The 14,019-nt window shown below is 68.0% G+C and carries 15 protein-coding genes and 1 tRNA gene; 12 read left to right on the top strand and 4 right to left on the bottom strand.

Translation table 11 applies throughout. From position 1 onward, the window contains the following. Positions 1-80 precede the first annotated feature (80 nt). The 5 genes from cls to ACFOMP_RS02595 all read left to right on the top strand — a co-directional run bounded on the left by cls (position 81) and on the right by ACFOMP_RS02595 (position 4,887). Positions 81-1,496, top strand: coding sequence for a cardiolipin synthase (cls, locus tag ACFOMP_RS02615; RefSeq protein ID WP_289893368.1), 1,416 nt, complete (start codon positions 81-83; stop codon positions 1,494-1,496). A 12-nt stretch (positions 1,497-1,508) separates the two neighbouring features. After that, positions 1,509-1,859 (top strand): 4a-hydroxytetrahydrobiopterin dehydratase, encoded by a 351-nt coding sequence (locus ACFOMP_RS02610; protein WP_379027773.1) that lies wholly within the window; start codon positions 1,509-1,511, stop codon positions 1,857-1,859. A gap of 88 nt (positions 1,860-1,947) precedes the next feature. Continuing rightward, positions 1,948-3,681 (top strand): dihydroxy-acid dehydratase, encoded by a 1,734-nt coding sequence (gene ilvD / locus ACFOMP_RS02605; protein WP_379027772.1) that lies wholly within the window; start codon positions 1,948-1,950, stop codon positions 3,679-3,681. Positions 3,682-3,694: 13 nt separating this feature from the next. After that, complete coding sequence (locus ACFOMP_RS02600) at positions 3,695-4,480, top strand: DUF6478 family protein (protein WP_289893371.1); 786 nt, start codon at positions 3,695-3,697, stop codon at positions 4,478-4,480. 14 nt (positions 4,481-4,494) lie between these two features. Next, positions 4,495-4,887 (top strand): hypothetical protein, encoded by a 393-nt coding sequence (locus ACFOMP_RS02595; RefSeq protein ID WP_289893372.1) that lies wholly within the window; start codon positions 4,495-4,497, stop codon positions 4,885-4,887. 19 nt (positions 4,888-4,906) lie between these two features. Here the strand turns inward: ACFOMP_RS02595 and ACFOMP_RS02590 are convergent, their stop codons facing one another. Then, positions 4,907-5,626, bottom strand: a complete 720-nt coding sequence (locus ACFOMP_RS02590) for a GNAT family N-acetyltransferase (protein WP_289893373.1) — start codon at positions 5,624-5,626, stop codon at positions 4,907-4,909. Continuing rightward, positions 5,623-6,363 carry a competence/damage-inducible protein A gene (locus tag ACFOMP_RS02585; RefSeq protein WP_289893374.1) on the bottom strand — a complete coding sequence of 247 codons (741 nt, stop codon included), beginning with the start codon at positions 6,361-6,363 and terminating at the stop codon, positions 5,623-5,625. The genes ACFOMP_RS02590 and ACFOMP_RS02585 overlap by 4 nt, the downstream gene beginning before the upstream one ends. Positions 6,364-6,479: 116 nt before the next feature. Here ACFOMP_RS02585 and map point away from each other — a divergent pair, with 116 nt between their 5' ends. Beyond that, positions 6,480-7,283: a type I methionyl aminopeptidase gene (map, locus tag ACFOMP_RS02580; protein WP_379027771.1), complete on the top strand. Its 804-nt coding sequence runs from the start codon at positions 6,480-6,482 to the stop codon at positions 7,281-7,283. 174 nt (positions 7,284-7,457) lie between these two features. Here the strand turns inward: map and ACFOMP_RS02575 are convergent, their stop codons facing one another. Further along, positions 7,458-8,477: a LacI family DNA-binding transcriptional regulator gene (locus ACFOMP_RS02575; protein WP_289893376.1), complete on the bottom strand. Its 1,020-nt coding sequence runs from the start codon at positions 8,475-8,477 to the stop codon at positions 7,458-7,460. A 101-nt stretch (positions 8,478-8,578) separates the two neighbouring features. On the opposite strand from ACFOMP_RS02575, the gene ACFOMP_RS02570 reads away from it, so the two are divergent. The 6 genes from ACFOMP_RS02570 (at position 8,579) to ACFOMP_RS02545 (ending at position 12,605) form a co-directional block, all read left to right on the top strand. Further along, positions 8,579-8,655, top strand: a tRNA-Arg gene (locus ACFOMP_RS02570). Between the two features lie 293 nt (positions 8,656-8,948). After that, on the top strand, positions 8,949-10,046 hold the full coding sequence (locus ACFOMP_RS02565) for a helix-turn-helix domain-containing protein (RefSeq protein WP_379027770.1): 1,098 nt from the start codon (positions 8,949-8,951) through the stop codon (positions 10,044-10,046). Continuing rightward, positions 10,039-11,400, top strand: coding sequence for a plasmid recombination protein (locus ACFOMP_RS02560; RefSeq protein WP_379027769.1), 1,362 nt, complete (start codon positions 10,039-10,041; stop codon positions 11,398-11,400). Before ACFOMP_RS02565 ends, ACFOMP_RS02560 begins: the two co-directional genes overlap by 8 nt. 103 nt (positions 11,401-11,503) lie before the next feature. Next, positions 11,504-11,749 (top strand): type II toxin-antitoxin system ParD family antitoxin, encoded by a 246-nt coding sequence (locus ACFOMP_RS02555; RefSeq protein ID WP_019352658.1) that lies wholly within the window; start codon positions 11,504-11,506, stop codon positions 11,747-11,749. Then, positions 11,733-12,032 (top strand): type II toxin-antitoxin system RelE/ParE family toxin, encoded by a 300-nt coding sequence (locus tag ACFOMP_RS02550; protein WP_379027791.1) that lies wholly within the window; start codon positions 11,733-11,735, stop codon positions 12,030-12,032. The genes ACFOMP_RS02555 and ACFOMP_RS02550 overlap by 17 nt, the downstream gene beginning before the upstream one ends. A 69-nt stretch (positions 12,033-12,101) precedes the next feature. Further along, complete coding sequence (locus ACFOMP_RS02545) at positions 12,102-12,605, top strand: hypothetical protein (protein WP_379027768.1); 504 nt, start codon at positions 12,102-12,104, stop codon at positions 12,603-12,605. A 225-nt stretch (positions 12,606-12,830) separates the two neighbouring features. Here the strand turns inward: ACFOMP_RS02545 and ACFOMP_RS02540 are convergent, their stop codons facing one another. Continuing rightward, on the bottom strand, positions 12,831-14,003 hold the full coding sequence (locus ACFOMP_RS02540; RefSeq protein ID WP_379027767.1) for an ATP-binding protein: 1,173 nt from the start codon (positions 14,001-14,003) through the stop codon (positions 12,831-12,833). Positions 14,004-14,019 lie beyond the last annotated feature (16 nt).

The following is a 14,019-nucleotide window of genomic DNA, read 5'->3' as shown; positions in this document are numbered from 1 at the left end:
TCAGGGCGTGACTTAGGCAAATCGGCGCGGAATTGCAATTCCGCACCGCCCGCGCTTTCATGCGGGTCATGTGGACCCAGATGTTCGTGTTCCTTCATTATGCGATTGCGCTGGCGGTGTCGGTGCGCGTCCTGCTGCGGCCGCGGTTGGAGCCGACGGTGCGGCTGTCCTGGATCCTGGTGATCGAGCTGGTGCCGCTGGTCGGCATCCTGGCCTATGTGCTGTTCGGCGAGATCCGCATGCGCGGCGCCGAGGTCGAGACCATGGCCAATGTCCGCGCCCGGCTGTCCGGCCTGTGGACGCCCAGCCCCGAGGCGGTGAAGCGCCCGCCCGAATTCGCCGCCCCGGTCATTGCCGCGAATCGCGCCACCGGCGGCTTCTCGGCGGTGGCCGGCAACCGTGCCACCCTGCTGGCCGAGGACGACAGCGCCATCGCCGATCTGGTGGCGGCCGTCGACGCGGCGCGCGACCATGTGCACATGCTGTTCTACATCTGGCTGGACGATCCCTCGGGCCGCTTGGTGGCCGAGGCGGCGATCCGCGCCGCCGGCCGGGGCGTCAAGGTGCGCGCCATCATCGACGCCTTCGGCTCGCGCGCCTTCGGCTATTCCGAAAGCTGGCGGGCGATGCGCGAGGCCGGGGTCGAATGCGTCGAGGCGCTGCCGCTGGGCCTGCCGATCATCGGCGGGCTGTCGCAGCGCATGGACCTGCGCAACCACCGCAAGATCGTGGTCATCGACCATGTGCTGGGCTTTACCGGCAGCCGCAACTGCTCGGACAAGGCCTTTGCCGTCAAGCCGCGCTTCGCGCCCTGGATCGACGTGCTGTTGCGCCTGGAAGGGCCGGTGGTGCGGCAGATGCAGGCGGTCTTCCTGCAGGACTGGATGAGCTATACCGGCGAGGATCTGGGCGATATGCTGCAGATGGCGCCGCCGGTGCGGGCGCCGGGGGCGCTGGCCCAGGTGATCGCCACCGGCCCGGACGACCGCCAGGGGTCGCTGTCGGACTGCATGGCGACGATGATCTATGCGGCGCGCGAACGGCTGGTGATCACCACGCCCTATTACGTGCCCGACGCCTCGCTGGATTCGGCGATCCGCACGGCGGCGCGGCGCGGGGTGGACGTGACGATGATCCTGCCGGCGCGCAACGATTCGCTGGTCGTCCAGGCCACGTCCGAGGGATTCTATTACGGGCTGGTCTCGGCCGGGGTGAAGCTGATGCTGTTTCCGGACGGGCTGCTGCATTCCAAGATCATCGCCGCAGATGGCGAGATGGCGATGATCGGCAGCGCCAACATGGACCGCCGCAGCTTCCAGCTGAATTACGAGATGAACATGCTGCTGGTCGGTCCCGACGTGACCGAGCTGCTGGACGAACGCCAGCAGAGCTATATCGCCCGCTCGCGCCGCATCGACCTGGACGAGATCCGCGGCTGGTCGATCCGGCGGCGGTTGCGCAACAACCTGCTGGCGCTGGCCGCGCCGATCCTGTGACGGAGGAGCATCATGACCGACGAACCTGCCGAAGAACCCGAAACCGACCTGGCCCATGGCAAGATCGTGGACGGCGCCCCCGCGCTGGCCGAGACGGCGCTGCGCGCGGCGCTGGCCCGGCTTGCCGGCTGGGAGCTGGCCGCGGACGGCAAGGCGATCCGCCGCGAATGGCTCTTCAAGAGCTTCAAGGCGGCGGCCGCCCTGGCCAACCTGGCCGCCTGGCAGGCCGAGGCGGCCAATCACCATCCCGACATCGCCTTCGGCTGGGGCTTCGCCCGCGTCAGCTTCTCGACCCATTCGGCGGGCGGCGTGACGATGAACGACCTGATCATGGCGGCGCGGCTGAACGCGGCGACGGCCTAGCCACAACCGCAAGCTGTTTTCGCCGCCTTGGGGCCTTGCCCCCCGGGCGGTCCAGCCCTATCCAAGTCGCCAGTCAGAGGATGTCGCCATGAAGAACAACCGTTTCGACAAGTCGTCCCTGCCCAGCCGCCATGTGACCGAGGGTCCGGCCCGCGCGCCGCAGCGCAGCTTCTTCTATGCCATGGGCATCTCCGAGGAAGAGATCCATTCCCCCTGGGTCGGCGTCGCCACCTGCTGGAACGAGGCCGCGCCCTGCAACATCGCGCTGAACCGGCAGGCGCAATCGGTCAAGCAGGGCGTCAAGAAGGGCGGCGGCTGCCCGCGCGAATTCACCACCATCACCGTCACCGACGGCATCGCCATGGGGCATGAGGGGATGCGCGCCAGCCTGGCCAGCCGCGACGCCATCGCCGATACGGTCGAGCTGACCATGCGCGGCCATTGCTACGACGCGCTGGTGGGGCTGGCCGGCTGCGACAAGTCGCTGCCGGGCATGATGATGGCCATGGTGCGGCTGAACGTGCCCAGCGTCTTCATCTATGGCGGCTCGATCCTGCCCGGCCGCTTCCACGGCCGCGACGTGGTGGTGCAGGACGTGTTCGAGGCCGTGGGCCAGCACGCCGCCGGCAATCTGGCCGATGCCGAGCTGGAGATCCTGGAGCGCGTCGCCTGCCCCTCGGCCGGGGCCTGCGGCGGGCAATATACCGCCAACACCATGGCCTGCGTCAGCGAGGCGATCGGCCTGGCGCTGATGAACAGTTCCGGCGCACCCGCGCCCTACGAATCGCGCGACCAGTACGGGCTGGCCTCGGGCGAGGCGGTGATGGCGCTGATCGAAAGGAACATCCGCGCCCGCGACGTGGTGACCCGCAAGGCGCTGGAGAACGCGGCGCGGGTGGTGGCCTGCACCGGCGGCTCGACCAATGCCGGGCTGCACCTGCCGGCCATCGCGCATGAGGCGGGGATCGCGTTCGACCTGTTCGACGTCTGCGACATCTTCCGCGACACGCCCTATTTCGTGAACCTGCGCCCCGGCGGCGATTATGTCGCCAAGGACCTGTTCGACGCCGGCGGCGTGCCGGTGGTGCTGCGCGAGCTGCGCAAGGCGGGGCTGATCCACGAGGATTGCCTGACCGCCTCGGGCCGCAGCATGGGCGAGGAACTGGACCGCATCACCCGTGAGGCGGACGGCAAGGTCATCCACCCGGTGACGGCGCCGCTGTCCCGGACCGGCGGTGTGGTCGGGTTGAAGGGCAACCTCGCCCCGGACGGCGCCATCGTGAAAGTGGCGGGCATGGCGCCCGAGGACCAGGTCTTCACCGGCCCCGCCCGGGTCTTCGACTGCGAGGAGGACGCCTTCGAAGCGGTCATGCGCCGCGATTACGCCGAGGGCTGCGTGATCGTCATCCGCAACGAGGGTCCGGCCGGCGGCCCCGGGATGCGCGAGATGCTGGCGACCACGGCGGCGCTGTCCGGCCAGGGCATGGGCAAGAAGGTGGCGCTGATCACCGACGGGCGGTTTTCCGGCGCGACGCGCGGCTTCTGCGTCGGCCATGTCGGTCCCGAGGCGGCGCATGGCGGTCCCATCGCCCTGCTGCGCGACGGAGACATCATCACCATCGACGCCGTCGGGGGCGCGCTCTCGGTGGCGCTGACCGAGGCGGAGCTGGCGCAGCGCCGCGCCGAATGGCCGGGGCCGCGGCCGACCGATTACGCGTCGGGCGCGCTGTGGAAATATGCCCAGCTCGTCGGCAAGGCCCGCTACGGTGCCGTCACCCATCCCGGGGCGGCGGCGGAAACCCACGTCTACATGGATCAGTGACAGGCAGAACGGCATGGCGATGCGTCCCCGCAAGTGGATCGAACGGAAAACCCGCGCCCGGGCCCTGCGCCATTGGGAGGCGCTGGCCGATCATGCCGGAACCCTGGGCCCGGGCCGGTTGCGCGGGCTGCGCGAGGAGGCGCTGGCGCTGCGCGCCAGGCTCGACCGTTTCCTGCTGCGCGCCGACCGCCGCGTCGCCCGGTCCCGCGCGGCGCTGGACGCGCTGCACCTGCCGGGCGGCACCGACTGGCGCTGGCGGCCGGGTTTCATGACCGGCCAGATCTCGCCCCGGGGCGTGGCCGGGCCTGAAAGCGGCGGCAAGCTGGGCGATGCGGCGGCGGTCTGGCACGATTGTCCGGAGCGGGCGCTGATCCTCGAACAGCTCGACAATGCCGGGGCGACGGATCTGGCGCCCTTCGGCATCCGGCTGGAGGTCTTCGGCTTTGCCGGCAATTTCCTGTCGCTGTCCATCGACCTGCCGGTCAGCGCGCTGGCCGGGCTGACGCGCAGCCATGTGCTGCGGCTGGAAACCGGCGTCCTGGCCGAGCGGGCGCTGAACGTCTATGCGCGGCTGAACATCGGCCACGGTCCCAATATCGACGAGGTGACGCTGCAGTTGCGCAGCTTCGAGCCGGGCCAGCCCGGCCAGCAGGTGACCGAGTTCGACCTGGCCTATACCGAGATGAACGAGAAGCGGCTGGAAAAGATCTGGCTGGACCTGATCTTCGAATCCCCCCGGATGAACGCGGTCGAGATCCGCGAGCTGTTCTTCTCGCGCCACCTGCGGGCCGAATTCTGAAGCAAGGAAACAGGATGAACGAATTTGAATCCCTGGGTCTGAAAGGCGGGATCTGGCAAGGCGTATTGCAGCGCCCCACGCCGCCCGCCCGGCTGGTTCTGGTGCATATGGGTGCCCGCGTCGCCGAGGCGCGGGTCAGCCCGGACGCCGCGGGCGGCTGGCGCGTCGCGGCGCCGATCCCGGCCGAGCGGCTGTCCGACGGGGTGCAAAGTTTCCTGCTGCTCGAGGATCAGGGCGAGGAGGGCGAGCCGCCCCGGCCCGGCGCCCTGCATCTGGGCAGCCTGACCCTGGTCGCCGGCGCGCTGCTGGACGACGACCTGCGCGCCGAGCTGGAGCTGATGCGGGCCGAGCTGGAGCTGCTCAAGAAGGAACTGCGCCGGCTGGCCGCCCGGACCGAGGCCGGCTAGGCCCCGCCGCCCCCGCCGTTCAGTCGCGGGTCCAGTAGCCGTAACCGCCCAGATCGGCAAAGCCCAGCCGCTGGTAAAGCGCCCGGGCGTGGGCATTGTCGCGCCGGACCGCCAGGGCAAGCCGGGTCGCGCCCTCGGCCGCGGCCCATTCGGCGGCCTTGCGCAGCAGCCAGCCCGCCACGCCCTGCCGGCGCAGCGCCGGCACCACCTCGATGCCGTGGATCATCGCCACCCGGCCGTCCCGCGCCACGAAGGCCGCGCCGGCGGCGCGATCCTGCACCCGGCCCAGGATCGCGGTCCTGGGCTGCGCCACGCGTTCCATCACCGCCTGCCGGCTGGCCGGGATGCCCCCCGCCGCCCAGATGTCGCGCTGGATGGCCAATGGCGGCCAGATCGCGAAGGCGGCCAGCGGCGGCGCCGGCTCGGCCGCCAAGGCTGCGCAATCGGCGGCCATGATCGCGGTCGGCGTGCCGGGGCGATAGCCCTGCGCCCGCAGCGCCTCTTGCAGCGCGGTATCGGCGTCGGTCACCCGGAACATCGGCCGCTCGTCCCAGCCGCGCTGGATGGCTTCGATGCGCGGGATCGCCGCCGCCTGCCAGTCCGGCGCCAGCACCCGGGCCGAGCTGACCCGGCCGCCGGCCCCCAGCCCGCGCCCGACGCGAAACCCGCCGGCCTCGGCATATTCGGCCGCCGGCCAGGTGCTTTCGAAGGCGCGGGCGATTTCGGGATCGGCGATCACAGCGCCAGCCTTTCGCGCAGCGCGGTCATGGCATCGGTGACGCGCTGGCCGTCCAGCCCGCGGATCACCAGGCTGGTGCCATAGCGCTGGCCGCGCTGGAACGGATACGATCCCAGCGACAGGTCGGGGAAATCGTCGGCGACCGCGCGCAGCTCGTCGGCCACGTCGGATTCCGGCCGCAGCACCTCCAGCGCCTCGCTGACCGAGGGGCGGCCGGTCGGCAGCTTGTCCACGATGGCCTCGACCATGGCGCGGAACACCTCGGGGACGCCGGCCATGACATGGGTGTTGCCGATGTGGAAGCCGGGCGCGGCGGAATGGGCGTTGGGGATCAGCGCCGCGCCCAGCGGGATGCGGGCCATGCGCAGCCGGTTGCCGGTGACCTCGACGCCGCGCGCCTCCCAGCGGGCGACCATGACGCGGCGCGCCTCCTCGTTGATCTCGATGCCCACGCCAAAGGCGTCGGCCACCGCATCGGCGGTGATGTCGTCATGCGTCGGCCCGATGCCGCCGCTGGTGAACAGCATGTCCCAGGCGCCGCCCAGCGACTTGTCCAGCGCCCGGATCGCCGCGACGATCTGGTCATGGTCGTCGCCGACGATGCGCACCTCGCGCAGGTCGACGCCGATGCTGTTCAGCACCTGCGACAGGTAATGGGCATTGCCCTCGCGCGTGCGGCCGGACAGGATCTCGTCCCCGATGACGAGAATGGCGGCGGTGGGATTGTCGGACTGCATCGGCGCGCTGCCTCCTGGCGATCTGGCTCACTCGGGGAAATGTATAGGTCCGTGCGCGGGGCTGGAACAAGTGGCGCCTTGGGTCTATCTGTGAAACAGGAGATCACGAGGACGATATGAACGACGCACGCCAGACCCGCGAGGGCATCCGCATCCACGAGCCGCAGGACTTCCAGGGCATGCGGGCGGCCGGGCTGATCGCGGCGCAGATCCTGGACGAGGTCGGGGCGCTGGTGCGGCCGGGCGCCGCCACCGGCGCGCTGGACGACTTCATCCGCGGCCGGGTCGGGGAACTGGGCGCCACCAGCGCCACCATCGGCTATCGCGGCTACCAGCATGCCAGCTGCATCAGCGTGAACCATGTCGTCTGCCACGGCATCCCCGGCGAGAAGCTGCTGGCCGAGGGCGACATCCTGAACATCGACGTGACGGTGATCGTGGACGGCTGGTATGGCGACAGTTCGCGCATGTATGTGGCGGGCAAGCCCAGCGTCAAGGCGCGCCGGCTGATCCAGGTCACCCATGACAGCCTGATGAAGGGCATCGAGGCGGTGCGGCCCGGCGCCACCTTCGGCGATATCGGCTGGGCGATCCAGAGCTATGTGGAACAGAACCGCATGTCGGTGGTGCGCGACTTCTGCGGCCACGGCCTCGGCCGCACCTTCCACGCGCCGCCGAACGTCCTGCATTTCGGCCGCCCCGGCAAGGGCCCGGTGCTGGAAGAGGGCATGTTCTTCACCATCGAGCCGATGGTGAACCTGGGCCGGCCCGAGACCAAGATCCTTGCCGACGACTGGACGGCGGTGACTCGCGACAAGTCGCTCTCGGCCCAGTTCGAGCATTCGATCGGCGTGACCGCGGACGGCTGCGAGATCTTCACCCCGTCGCCCAAGGGCCTGTTCTTCCCCGATCTGGGCTGAGTTCGCGACCCCCCGGCGTCTTCGTCCCGAAAATACCCGTGCGACCGCGCAACCGTCGCTGTCGCATGGGTATTTATGCAACAGAGAAAACGCAGGCCGGCGCGCGAAGGCTGGTCCCGGCGCCTGTTTCACCGTTTGAGAAATACCCCTGCAACGCCGCCTGCCGGCGCGGCGTCAAGGCTTGCGGATGGTCTCGCCCGGCATGATGGTCGGGGCCAGGGCGATGATGCCGTTCTCGGGCCGCGGCTCCTTGCCGGCGACGATGCGGGCCGCGCGCCGGCCGATATCGATGCGCCGCGCGTCGGTGGTGGTCAGCCGCATCGGCAACCCGTCCAGCAGCTCGACGCCGTTGAAGCCGGCAAGCCCCAGCCGGCCCGGGATGTCATAGCCCTTCTCCATGCACCACAACAGCCCGCCGGCCCCGATCATGTCGTTGGAGAAATACAGAAAGTCCAGCTCCGGCTCGCGCGTCAGGATGCGCTCGGTCAGCTCGCGGCCCTTGTGCAGCGACGAGCCGCCCTGGTAATATTCCCGTGCCGCCAGTTGCAGCCCATGCTCGCCCAGCCGTTCCTCGAAACCGGCAAGCCGCTTGCGGGCGCGATGGTCCTCGGGCATGTGCGTGCCGATGAAACCGATGCGGCGATAGCCGGCGGCGAGGATCTCGTCGGCCATCTCGGCGCCGGCGCGGCGATGGCTGATGCCGACGGCCGTGTCGATGGGTTCGCCGTCGATATCCATGATCTCGACCACGGGCAGGCCGGCATTGTCCAGCATGGCCCGTGCCGCGCGGCTGTGCTCGAGCCCGGCCAGGATCACCCCGGAAGGCCGCCAGCTGAGCATGTCGTAAAGCACCGCGTCCTCGCGCGAGGGGGAATAGTTCGTGACCCCCACCACCGGCTGCAGCCCGGTATCGTCCAGCTCGGCCGAGATGCCGCCCAGCACGTCGGGAAACACCATGTTCGACAGTGATGGGATGACCACGGCGACCAGGTTCACGCGCTGGCTGGCCAGCCCGCCGGCGATCTTGTTCGGGACATAGCCGAGCGCGCGGGCGGCGGTCAGCACCTTTTCGCGGGTGGCGGCCGAGACATCGCCGCGATTGCGCAGCACGCGGCTGACCGTCATCTCCGAGACGCCCGAGGCTTCGGACACATCGCGCAATGTCAGGGGGCGGCGGGGTCTTTTCGTATTCATCACAACTACCGGGACGCAATCATGTTACCGTTATCGCGTCCCGCCGGTGGCGGCAAGCTAGCTTGCCATTTCGCCGATCTGCGGGCAAAAGGGGGCGCGGCGGCCCCGTGGCTCAACTGGATAGAGCAGCCCCCTCCTAAGGGGCAGGTTGCAGGTTCAAGTCCTGCCGGGGTCACCATTTTATTCATATATAACAGTAATTTACCATGGGACTCCGGCCGAATCGCGCAGTTTCCTACGCGATCTTGCGCCGGTTTGCACGGAACTTACCGGGAACGCCGGTACAAATCCCGTACAGTACCCGCTGACGACTCTCATGTGGCGAAGAAAGGAAAACCCCGGCTCGGCGGCAACCGAAACCGGGGTTCAAGCTCATGTGAAAGCACTCAACTTTCCCGGACAGACTACCCCGGACACCGCCTGCCGATCAATCGCAAAAAATAATGCGTATAGAAAATCGGAGGTGAGGACATGACGCAGCACCTCACGCATGCGGGTTTGCCGGCTGATCTGACCCGCTGGCAGTTGTTGCGCCTGGTGGAAACCGCGCGCCGGCCGCTCGGGCTCAGCAAGGGCGCCGTGGGCTACCTGCGCCATGCCATCGGGCTCACCACGGATGGCGACTTTGCCAAGGACCGAATCTGCGCCTTCTGGGCTTCCGTCACGGAAATCGCCGCCTCGCTTGGTATGGAACGCCGGCAGATCACCCGGATCGAAGCCGAGTTGATCGAGCGGAGGCTGATCCACAAGTCCAGCACCAATCGCAGCCGCCGCAGCGGTCATCGGCTTCACGGCGTGATCCGGCACGAATTCGGCATCAACCTAGCCCCATTGATCGAGCGCGCACGGGAAATCCGGGCGCTGGCGCAGCGGGCCATGCAGGAGCAGATCGAGGCCAAGGCGCTGCGCAAGCAGATCAACAAGCTGTTCGAGCGCATCCGTGGGCTTGGCCGCGATGAGGCAGAGCTTGCCGCCGATGCCGTCCTGCCCAACCACCGCCCGTCCACGATCCAGAGCTTTCAGCGCCTCAAGCAGGTTGCAGCCGCTCTGGAGGCGGTGCTGGCCGATTTTTCGGCCGACGCCGGTAGGGTGGAAATGTCCCACCAGTGCGACATTTCCACCCTACCCAATACCAATCCTGAACAGATCGATAAAATCTGTAGGGCTGAGAATAGGGTTGCGCGGCCGCCGATCCGCACCACGCCGGCGCAGGTCTGGCTGCTGGCATCGGAGCGTTTCCGGGAATATCTTGCGTTCTATATTGCCGGTCTCGGGTCCGGCCGTGCCCCGGATGAACGGTGTTTCGTGATGGCGGCGCGCGACCTTGCGATGAACATCGGCATCTCTATGCGGGAATGGCGACACAGCTGCGAGGTCCTGGGCGAGGCCCGGACGGCACTCTGCCTGCTGATCGCGGATCGGAACGCCTGCCGCCACGATGATTTCCGGGTCAGGAATGCTGCCGCAGCGTTTGTTGGCATGGTGCGGAAAGAGGCGCGACAGGGTGCCGTGATCGATGCGCTGCTGGGCGAGTTGACGGCCTTCAGCCGGGAAACAGGCCATGCCTGATCGCGCTGGTAAGTCGATCTTTGCGCACAAGCAGACCTATTCGCGCAAGGGCAACAGCAAGAGCCGGTCGGTCCGGGAGGTCGCGCATGAAGCCGAGCGGCTGGACGGGGCCTGCCCGCATGTCGGGAACCCGCAGTCGCCCACCATCCTCGAAGGCATGCGGCCCTCGGAGGTGGTCGCGCTGATCGAGCAGCGCATCGCCGAACAGAACAAGCTGCTGCGCCGATTGCGCAAGGAGCAGCCGAAGCGGAAGGAGGCGCTGCGGACCATCCGCTCGGACACGCATGTGATGATCGGCAGCGTGTTCAGTTTCCCCGATCCGATCGAGGACATGGACCAAGCCGAGTATCTGCGCTGGCGCAGGGACGTGATCGCCTTCGCCAGGGACGATGCGGCGCGCAACGGCGCCGAGGTGCTGAGCATCGTCGAGCATCTCGATGAAGCCCATCCGCATGTGCATGTGCTGGCCGTGCCCCTATGTGCAAATGGTAGTATGCGCATGGACGCCAAGCGCTGCCACGAGGGCCATCGCGAGCAGGACCGGCACAAGGATCACGGCTGGTCCGGCTCGCCATCGCGCAGCTACAAGCAGGCGATGCGCGGCTGGCAGGACCGCTATCATGCCGCGGTCGGCGCGAAGCATGGGCAGGCCCGGACGGGGCCGCGCCGCCGCCGTCTGGACCGCGCGGCGTGGAAGGCCGAACAGGAGCGGCTGAAGGCGCAGAAGGACGCCGAGATTGCCGTCGAACGTGCCGCAGAAGTCCGTCGCCTTGCCGACGAGGAAGAGCGCCGTCGCGACCTGGTCATGCAGGACACGGTCGCCAGCCGGCTTCAGGAGGCCGAGACGGTGCATGCCATCGCCACCGGCGGGGTGATCGCCGCCATCCGGCAGGTCGATCCAGACCCGGTGCTGCTTGAGCGGCTGGAGACGCCGGGGGAGATGGGCGCTTGGACGCATCACGATGCAGATCGCAACCGCGAGATGTCCAGCGCGCTGGCGCCGGTGCTCAGCGACGGGCTGGAAGCCCTGCGCCAGCCACCGGCAGGACCGGGGTTGCTCGAAGGGCTCTCCGGTTTCCTGCGCGGCCTGGCTGGCTGGGTCAATCGCCTCGCCCATACCAGTCCGCGCTGGCTGAATTGGCCGGAAACCGTGGCCTATGTGGCGCACGGCGCGAAGCAGGCGTTCGGCACGACTTATACGGCCTCGACCCTGGCCGGGGTCATCGAAGCCTCCCCAGCGTGGCGATCCTTCACCGGCGAGGCAAAGGCGCGGCTGGATCAGGCGCGGGCGGTGCAGGTGCTGACGAATCCGCGCGACCCTCGACCAGACGCTTCATCGCAAAGGGGCATATGACAACATGCGCCTATGCCAATATGCACATCCGCAGCCAAGAACCGATAATTGCGGCTGATACGATTTCTTGGTAATATCCGGTATTGACGCACAGGAGGCCCGCATGTCCCGCAACACATCGGTTTCGCTCGGCGATCACTTCGTCAGCTTCATCGACGCTCAGGTGAAGGGGGGCCGCTATGGCTCGGCCAGCGACGTGGTGCGGGCGGGGCTGCGGCTTCTGGAGGAGCACGAGGCCAAGGTAAAGGCCCTCCAGGATGCCCTGATCGCCGGAGAGGACTTCGGCCGGGCGGAGGGCTTCGACCTCGACCAGTTCATTGCCCGCAAGATGACTGGCCGCAACGCATGAAGGCGCTGCCTTCACCGTCGCGGCAACGGGCGATCTGGAGGAGATCTGGGACTACACGGAGGGCGAATGGGGCTTCGCGCAAGCCCGGCGCTATGTGCAGGAGTTGCGCGACACCTGCCACGCGCTGGCATCGGGGCAAGGGCGCGGCAGGCCGGTTGACGTTCGGCCTGGCTATCTGAAATGCGTGAGCGGATCGCATGTCATCTTCTTCCGCGATCTCGGCGACACACTGGAAATCGTCCGCATCCTGCACGGCGCGCAGGACGCCGAGCGGCATCTATGACGGGATAGGCAGGGGCATGAGCAGATTGCAATATTGGCATATGCGCCTGTGGAGATGGAGGGCCTGGTGATGACTTATCTGCTCGGCGATTATCCGGTCCTGGGGCGGCTCGCGGCCGGCAGAACCAAGGTCACGCGGCTTGACATCCGCGCCTGCCGCCGGCTCTACGCATTGGCGACGGCCGACGATCTGGGCGCGATGGGGCCGGAAGAGCGCCGGCTTTACGACAGCCTGGCCACGAGCGAGCCGGTGCCGGGCTCCGGCGGGCCGATTGCAGCGCTTCAGGTGCAGGTCAGGGCCGATGGTTTTCGGCGCATGGCCGACGAAAAGGCCTTCATGGACGAGCTGTCCGGGGAGCCGGACATGGTCCCCGGTCCCTTCAGGGTGAAATGTCTGCTTTGTGGCGATGTGGCGGAAAGCTGGCATCGCGACTTTCCCGCCCCCGCAAAGGCAAGGATTGGCATGGCCAATTGTGCATGCGGGAATGTCAGCGCCGATTCGATGGGGTTTCTCGGCTATGGGCGCATCCTGTCGCGCCAACCCGATAGTTTCGAGGTCCTGGACCTTACCTGATCCGGGGGGGCGAAGCTGTCCTGCGCCGGCTGTAGCCCATGGCCCAGAGTGGCCTACTTTTTGCGATTTCGCCAAATATTAGTGACCGACTATTATTTTGCGGGACCCGGTGCAAAGCACCACCCGCAAAATGTCGGACCAAGCGCTGCGCCCCGGTACCCAGCTTCCGCCGCCCATGAAGAAGATCGACCCCCCCAAATACCGCCCGATGGGCACCCGCATCGCTTACGGATGAAGCGCCAGCAGATCCCGCCCGAACTGGTGCAGCGACATGACCTCGATGCCGCTCGGCAGCGGGAAAGCCTCGTCCCCCGGATAGACCACGATCCGCCGCGCAGGTTGCAGGTCTTCGCAGGCCGAGTGAAAGCCGCGCTCGACCTTGGGCGCCAGGTTGCGCTTGACCTCGACGGCCCAGACCGCGCCGCCCGGCAGGGTCAGCACCAGATCGACCTCGGCCCCCGCACCGCTGCGGTAGAACTGGGCCTGCGTGCCGGCAGGCATCACGGCATGGGCGGTCTCGATGATCAGACCCTCCCAACTGGCGCCCGCAACGGGGTGGCCGAGCACGTCATCGAGCGTCGTCAGCCCCAGAAGGGCGTGCAGGATGCCGGTGTCGCGCACATAGATGCGGGGGGACTTGACCAGCCGCTTGCCGATATTCGCGTGCCAGGGCTCCAGCCGGCGCACCAGCATCAGATCGACCAGCAGGTCGAGATAGGAGGCGACGGTCTTGGCATCGACCCCGAGCGCGCGGGCAAGTTCGGCGGCATTCGACAGGCCGGACTGCCGATGCGCCAGCATGGTCCAGAAGCGGCGCAGGGTCTCGGCCGCGATGCGGGGGCCGAGTGCGGGAATGTCGCGCTCCAGATAGGTGCGGATGAAGTCGCGCCGCCAGCGCAGGCTGGCCTGATCGCCCTTGGCGAGGAAGCTGTCGGGAAAGCCGCCGCGCAGCCAGAGCCGGTCCAGATCGGCAGCGGGAACCTCCAGCGCATCGAGGGGGGCGAGCTCGGCATAGGCGATCCGCCCCGCCAGCGTTTCGCCCGACTGCCGCAGCAGGTCGATGGAGGCCGAGCCGAGCAGCAGGAACCGACCCGCCCGCAGCCCCTTGCGCCGCCCCCGGTCGATCAGGCCGCGCAGGTTCTGGAACAGGTCCGGCACCCGCTGGACCTCGTCGAGGATGACCAGCTTGTCCTCATGCGCCGAAAGATAGAGCTCGGGGTCCGAGAGCTTCGCCCGGTCGGCGCTGGATTCGAGGTCGAGATAGAGCGACGGCCGCTCTTCCCCCAGCTCCTGGGCCAGCGTGGTCTTGCCCACCTGGCGCGGCCCCAGCAGGGCAACGGCGGGGCTGTCGTCCAGCAGGGACTTCACGGTCTCGGTGATACGGCGCTCGATCAACATCCTTGCAATTATGGAG

The organism is Paracoccus simplex (assembly GCF_042648325.1).
GTDB classification, from domain to species: domain Bacteria; phylum Pseudomonadota; class Alphaproteobacteria; order Rhodobacterales; family Rhodobacteraceae; genus Paracoccus; species Paracoccus simplex.
This window is presented reverse-complemented; position numbering and strand designations above follow the sequence as displayed.

Coding starts and splice junctions, on each gene's coding strand:
- cls (WP_289893368.1), top strand. CDS start 81: ATGTTCGTGTTCCTTCATTATGCGATTGCGCTGGCGGTGTCGGTGCGC.
- ACFOMP_RS02610 (WP_379027773.1), top strand. CDS start 1,509: ATGACCGACGAACCTGCCGAAGAACCCGAAACCGACCTGGCCCATGGC.
- ilvD (WP_379027772.1), top strand. CDS start 1,948: ATGAAGAACAACCGTTTCGACAAGTCGTCCCTGCCCAGCCGCCATGTG.
- ACFOMP_RS02600 (WP_289893371.1), top strand. CDS start 3,695: ATGGCGATGCGTCCCCGCAAGTGGATCGAACGGAAAACCCGCGCCCGG.
- ACFOMP_RS02595 (WP_289893372.1), top strand. CDS start 4,495: ATGAACGAATTTGAATCCCTGGGTCTGAAAGGCGGGATCTGGCAAGGC.
- ACFOMP_RS02585 (WP_289893374.1), bottom strand. CDS start 6,363: ATGCAGTCCGACAATCCCACCGCCGCCATTCTCGTCATCGGGGACGAG.
- map (WP_379027771.1), top strand. CDS start 6,480: ATGAACGACGCACGCCAGACCCGCGAGGGCATCCGCATCCACGAGCCG.
- ACFOMP_RS02575 (WP_289893376.1), bottom strand. CDS start 8,477: ATGAATACGAAAAGACCCCGCCGCCCCCTGACATTGCGCGATGTGTCC.
- ACFOMP_RS02565 (WP_379027770.1), top strand. CDS start 8,949: ATGACGCAGCACCTCACGCATGCGGGTTTGCCGGCTGATCTGACCCGC.
- ACFOMP_RS02560 (WP_379027769.1), top strand. CDS start 10,039: ATGCCTGATCGCGCTGGTAAGTCGATCTTTGCGCACAAGCAGACCTAT.
- ACFOMP_RS02555 (WP_019352658.1), top strand. CDS start 11,504: ATGTCCCGCAACACATCGGTTTCGCTCGGCGATCACTTCGTCAGCTTC.
- ACFOMP_RS02545 (WP_379027768.1), top strand. CDS start 12,102: ATGACTTATCTGCTCGGCGATTATCCGGTCCTGGGGCGGCTCGCGGCC.
- ACFOMP_RS02540 (WP_379027767.1), bottom strand. CDS start 14,003: ATGTTGATCGAGCGCCGTATCACCGAGACCGTGAAGTCCCTGCTGGAC.